Raw genomic sequence first — 6,345 nt, 5'->3', positions numbered from 1 at the left:
TTAAGCTGACATTTTGCTGTGCTTGAATTTGACCAGCCAGGTTATCGATACCACCGCCAGCAGTCTGTTGTTGCAAGGTCAGGTCTGCTTGGCTATTGATTTGACCACTGTTGTTATTAATATTCTGTGCAGTAATATTGGCTGAACCAATCGCTGCAATATAACCACTGCTATTTTCAAGCTGAGAAACATTGGCAATATCTAAGCTACCTTGACTAAGTATTCCCGCATTACTCCCTGAATTATTATTGAGCAACGCTTGGTTTTGTGTATCAATTTTTACAGACTGTTCAGCCTGAATCAAACCTGTTTGGTTATCCAGTTTGCCTGTTTTTAAATCTATAGTTTTGGCAATGATTTTAGCATTTTGATTACTGAGCTGCTGTTTTTGCGTATCAATACTGAGCTGATTCTGTGCCGCAATCTGCCCTGCTGTATTATCTAAACCAACGCTATTTAAACTTGCATTTTGCCCAGCATAAATATCGCCTTTTTGGTTAATCAATTGTCCTTGTGCATTTACACTAAGATCAGCATTTTCTGAGCGTATTGTGCCTGATGTATTATTCAAGCCAGCACTTTGTATGTTTAAGTTTTGCGCTGCAGCCAAAATACCTTGTTGGTTCTGTATATCACCCTGCACAATCAGGTTGGATTGGCCTGCTGTATAAATTTGACCATTTTGATTATTCAGTTGAGTGGCATCTAAATCCAACTGGTTTTTGCTATAGATAGTGCCCTGTTGGTTATTCAGGGCAGCTGCATTAATCTTGGCTTGGCTACCCGCATAAATTTCACCTGTCTGATTGTCAATGTTTTGCTGAACATTCAAATCCAGTTGATTCTGTTCTGAACGGATTTTGCCTGCCGTGTTGTTAATGCTATTCGCTTGGATCTGTAGCTCTTGGTTGGCCGCAATGGTACCAGATTGATTATTGAGTTGATCCGCAACTGCAAGATGCAACTGGTCTTTGGCAAAGACTGTACCATCAGTATTGTCAACCTGTTGAGCAGTGGCATTCAGTGATTCACCCGCAATCACTTTACCTTTTTGGTTACTTAAGTTTTGTGCATTCAATTCAATGGTTTTGGCTGCAGAAATTTCGCCTGATTGGTTACTGATATCCTTTTGCACATTCAGTTTCAGTTGATCTTGTTGCGAACGAATTTGTCCAGCATCATTGATAACTGAGCCTGCCTTTATATCCGTCAATTGTTCTGCTGCAACAACACCTTGAGTATTGTTTAATTCACCTGTTGCCGAAAGCTGTAATTGTTCAGCGGCATAAACCACACCTTCAGTATTGTCTAAGTTGTTCAGCTGAATATTGGCATTTGCACCTGACTGGATTTTACCTTTTTGCGATGTCACGTTTTGCGCGGTCAGATTCAGATTTTTTGCTGCTGAAATTAAACCACTATTATTCTGAATATCTTGAACGATGCTGAGATTCAAATCGGCATTTTCTGAACGGATTTGTCCTGCATCACTCAATAAATTCTGTGTATTTAGATTTAGATCTTGATCCGCTGCAAGAGTACCTGCACTGTTGTCAGTTGTACCTAAAACATTGAGATCCAGTTGTTTCTTAGAATAAATTGTGCCTGATTGGTTATTCAGCTGTGCAACATCAAGCTTTGTATCCATACCAGCAAGTAATTGCCCGCCTTGGTTTTCAACTTTGTCAGCAGTTATCTTGAGCGCATTTGCACTTTGAATACTTCCAGCTTGGTTGTTTAAAGTCTGAGCAATGCTCAGACTAGCATCACCAGCTTCCGTCTGTATCTGACCCTTGTGGTTATTTAGATTCTGTGCATCTATGGCAAGTGCTTGTTTTGCAGCAATTAAACCCTGCTGATTAATCACATTCTGCGCTGCATGTAGCCCCAATTTGCCTGCCGCATAGACAGTACCTGCATCATTGTTCAGCTCACTGACTTGTAAATTGGCATCTCGTCCAGCAATGATTTTGCCAGACTGGTTGTCGAGTTTTTGGCTCGTGACATTAAGGTCTTTTTCTGCAAGGGTTTGAATCACACCGTTTTGATTATTTAAATCCGCAGTTTTAAAGTTTGCATGACCAGCAGCACTGATCACACCTAAGGTATTATTCAATGTTTGTGCAACATTCACCTGCAACTGCCCATTGGCATCACTTTGAAGCAATTGTCCGTGTTGATGGCTCAGTTCAGTTGCTTTTAAATCAATATCTTGTGCAGATGTAAGCGCTTGGTCTAAATTGGCAACGCCTAGATCGAGTTGTAGATGGCTGTTACTTTGAATTTTGCCTTGTTGCCCTTGCATATTTTGTGCTGTGATTTTTAGCTGTTGATCACCCGCATGTAAAATCTCACCCGCAACCGAGTTCAGTGTATTGGTCTTGATTACAGTCTTGTTGGCATTACTAATAATCTGCCCAGCATTGTTATCAATCTGATTTGCCACATCCAGAATAAAATCATTTTTACCGGTGTGTTGAATTAAACCTTGGTTGTTATTGAGTTGTGCTGTATTGAGATTAACTTGCCCCGCACTGTATTGCCCTTTTTCATTCTGAATTCTTTGTGTTGCAGTTAAATCCAGTTGCTCATCTGCAATAATTTTTGCATTGCTGGTATTCAGTTGGGTCGTTGCAATGTTGATCTTTTTGGCTTGGCTTTCACTTTGACTTAAGTCTGCTGTTTGAGCGGCTTTAATTTGAATTTGATTGCCTGATAAAATCTTTCCTGCAATCTGTGCATTTTGTGCATCAATATTCAGTGTGACATCTGTATTGCTGAGTTTTCCGTCTTTGTCTAATCCAGCTGCCCATACGGCACTTTGATTGCTTTCAATGCTGTTTGACTGAACATTGATTTTGTTCTGTGCTGCCAATTGACCATGCTGTTGTAACTGATTCACAGTTATATCAGCCGTATTGCCTGCGTAGATTTGCCCAGTACTTTGTAACTGCTGGGCATTCAATTTAAGATTTTGCGCAGCAATCAGATTACCTGCTGAATCCTGCATCGAACCATTATCAATTTGATCAACATTGATGTTTAAATCTGCTGTTTTGGATTGAATCGTACCCTGTTGATTGTTTAAGCGCTGACCCGTCAGGTGTACATTCTGTGCCGAAATCTCCCCTTTAGTATTGTCTAAAGTTTGAATAGAAAGCTTGGCATCCGCATTGACTGAACCAATTACGCCTTGTGTATTATTGGTAGTCTCAGAATTTAGAGTTAATGCATCCGCAGCAAGTATTTGACCTTGGCGATTATCAATCTCTGCTGAATTTAAATTGAATGCTTTGGTACTTTGTAAACGGCCTTGATTGTTATTGAGTTGCTGTGCAGTTAAATCAAAGCTTTGATTGGCACTAATGATACCTTTTTGATTATCCACCTGCTGCGCATTGATATTCACCACATTCGCAGTGAATTTACCTTGCTGGTTTTCAAAGTTTTGTCCATTAAATTGCAATTCAGGCAGTTGAATTTCACCACCATTGTTTTTGATGCTGTCTTGTACGTTTAGACTGATATCCGCATTGTTAACAATTGCACCTTCAACATTGGCAATATCTTGAGCAATCTGAATATTCCCAGCTTCGAAAGTCTTGGGTGTCAGGTCTGTTGGTGCGACTTCAACTGTACTTGAGTCTTGAGCTGAAGACTGTTGCTCTGGATCAGTCACACTTGGCGATGTGGTTCCACCTGGTAGTTGACCTGTTCCATTGCGATCAATGGTCGCCTGACCAATTAAGCCTTGAGTATTGTCTAAGTTTTTTGCACTGATGTTGAGTTGTTGCTGACCTGTTTGCTCGATTTTACCTTTGTTGTTGGTTAAGTTTTGCGCAGTAAAATCAATCCGTCCTGCGTTGATCACGCCCTCATTATTATCAATCTTGCCTTGAGCATTGAGCTTAATTTCATCACGAGTCGCAATCAGCCCAGTGTTTTGAATATTGTCGGCTTGAATCTGTATTTGTTGTTGTGTACTACTGATATTACCGCTGTTTTTTACATTGCTTGCCTGAATTAAAATTTGATCTTTATTGGCAATCATATTGCCTGTATTGGTTAAGTCACCATTGGCATTTAAATGCATTTGACCGCTCAAAGCATTAAGTGACCCTGCGTTACGCACACCTAAACCTTTTTCAGTACCAACCAAATAGATTTTTCCAGCATACATCCCACCTAATTTTCCAACATCAAGCGCAAAGCTCGGTGTAGGTGAAGATGAGGTACTTGTTGTTGTAGTAATCTTTGCTGAGTTTTGATCTTGAACATTGATGTCGTTTTGACCCAACACCGTTTTTAATTCATTGGCATATAAACCTGCATTGACATTTAAAGCACGTGTGTAAATATCGGTATAAGGGGTTAAGCTTCCATTTAAGCCTTTCCCTTCAATCGTTACCTGCCCTTCACGTACTCGGAATGAATCAAGATAACCTTGATGCATTACCGCTTGCCCCGTGGTTAAGGTAAAACGATCTGCGTTAATCACCCCACAGCCATCACAGACCAAACCAGATGGGTTGGCAATCACCACTTGAGCTTGTTTACCCGCAACCTCCAAATAGCCTTTGAGCTGACTCGGGTTACTGCTGTTCACTTCATTCAAGATTACCTTGGCTTCACCTTTGGCTAACCATGGATTGCCTTGTACCCAGCCACCCAATTGGGTTTGGGTATTATTTCGTGCATTATTTAAAATCGCACCTTCCTGCCCCACATCAAACTGGGTATAGGTATTGCGTGATACACCACCGGCACTTGGAGTTTGAATATTGACTTGGGTCAAGCCATTACTGGTATTGAGTATCGTGGCTTGTTGGGAATTTGGTGCCGATTTATCAGCCACAATATGACTTTCAGCAATCGTTGCCATCGGTAAGGTGTAAATTGCAGCACCTAATAAACTCACCACAGCAAAATTAACAGGATTGAGTTTTTTATAGGTGATTGAAGATGCGCCCGTGACATCCTCTATTTCGATTTCACCAACGGTATGTGATTGACCCGCTGTTTTGGTACGGCTTTTTACAATCTCAGCAACCGCAATAAACATGCCACGCGCTTGACTAAAAATAATGCGATAACGGTTCTTATTCATAATGTTTTACCTTAATTTTTTAATATTTTTTCAATATTGAATTTTTTGAAATCCATCAATGATCAGTGGCAAGAATCGGGTGTTGTTTAATCCAATTCTGTGTTTCTAACTTAGAAACCGATTTGCCATGGAATGTCATGACTTTAAGCCCACGAATAGCACCCTTATGATAAAGAGCTCTAAAGCATTGCTCAGGAAATAAGTGTTTTTCAATGAGGTGTTTAATCAAAGCACTTTGGCCCAAAGGCGCAAACCAATTGATCAACCACATGCGATCACCACAATTCCAATTTTGTTGGCTATAGATCCATGGTTCTGAATGTACATATTCAGCCTCAGATTGTTGATCTAAATTCGCCCATGAAATATAGCCCAATGGTTGAGAACCCTGACTAAACAGTGCAAATTGACGACTTTTAATCACAGGTAAAACACGTCTTGCCATATCCGATACTGTTGAGTGCTTACAATTGTCAGATAAAAGCCACAACCATGTCATTGCGCCAAGAACCTCAGCTTCATTCCATTGTTCTTTGGGAAATAACACGGGTGAAATGACATCTATATCTTCAAATTTCATGGTTTCAACCTATTCTTTTTAAATCTTTATTTGGCTTAAGGATTAAACTCAATACATCCAGTTCAGGCTGAATCCTGTCGTCACATTGTCTGTTCTATAATGTTCTGGTTTTTTTAACGGTGTCCCAACAAAAACGTCATAATTAACCGATTTTAAGACTTGCCCTCGTAATCCAAAGACAGCGCCCATTAAACTTGTTCCCAGCAATGGATTCGGTTCATGTGCGGTTTTACCCCCCACTTCACCATAGTCAATTGCTGTGTACCATTGCATCGGAAGCTTAAACATCGAGCCACTGATTTCATTACGCACTAAAAATCCATTATCTGCCAACAACGTCTGTTCACCATCAAACCCTCTTACGGTATAGCGATTCCCAATCGAGAATCGATCTTGTGGGGTCAGTGGTTTTTTACTGTACTGCGTTCGCCATTCAGCAAGATACTGTAGCGATTGATTACCGACTTTAAATGGGACTTGCAGACTGGCATTGGCTTGTAAAATACCCACATGGGTGTAGGCTTCGCCAAATTGCTCTTCAGGTGCATGCATTGCATTAAATGCACCTGTACCGCGTTTATAGGTTAAATTGCCTGTTAAAGTCGCATTGGCTAGATATTCTGTATGATCCAAACTGGCTTTCCAGCCACCGGTTTTT

Annotated in this window: 3 protein-coding genes; all 3 read right to left on the bottom strand. The window is 40.5% G+C overall.

Annotated elements, in window-relative coordinates; translation table 11 throughout:
- A partial coding sequence (locus M2R48_RS07380) for a filamentous hemagglutinin N-terminal domain-containing protein (RefSeq protein WP_262085622.1) occupies window positions 1-5,107 on the bottom strand: 5,107 nt, incomplete at its 3' end.
- A 55-nt stretch (window positions 5,108-5,162) separates the two neighbouring features.
- Window positions 5,163-5,687, bottom strand: a complete 525-nt coding sequence (locus M2R48_RS07375; RefSeq protein ID WP_262085621.1) for a toxin-activating lysine-acyltransferase — start codon at window positions 5,685-5,687, stop codon at window positions 5,163-5,165.
- A 48-nt stretch (window positions 5,688-5,735) separates the two neighbouring features.
- Window positions 5,736-6,345: ShlB/FhaC/HecB family hemolysin secretion/activation protein (locus M2R48_RS07370; protein ID WP_262085618.1), on the bottom strand; the 610-nt coding region annotated here is incomplete at its 5' end.

It is taken from the genome of Acinetobacter sp. I-MWF (assembly GCF_025433935.1).
Classification (GTDB): domain Bacteria; phylum Pseudomonadota; class Gammaproteobacteria; order Pseudomonadales; family Moraxellaceae; genus Acinetobacter; species Acinetobacter guillouiae.
Note: the sequence above shows the minus strand (reverse complement) of the source record. Positions and strands in the feature narration are given on the sequence as shown.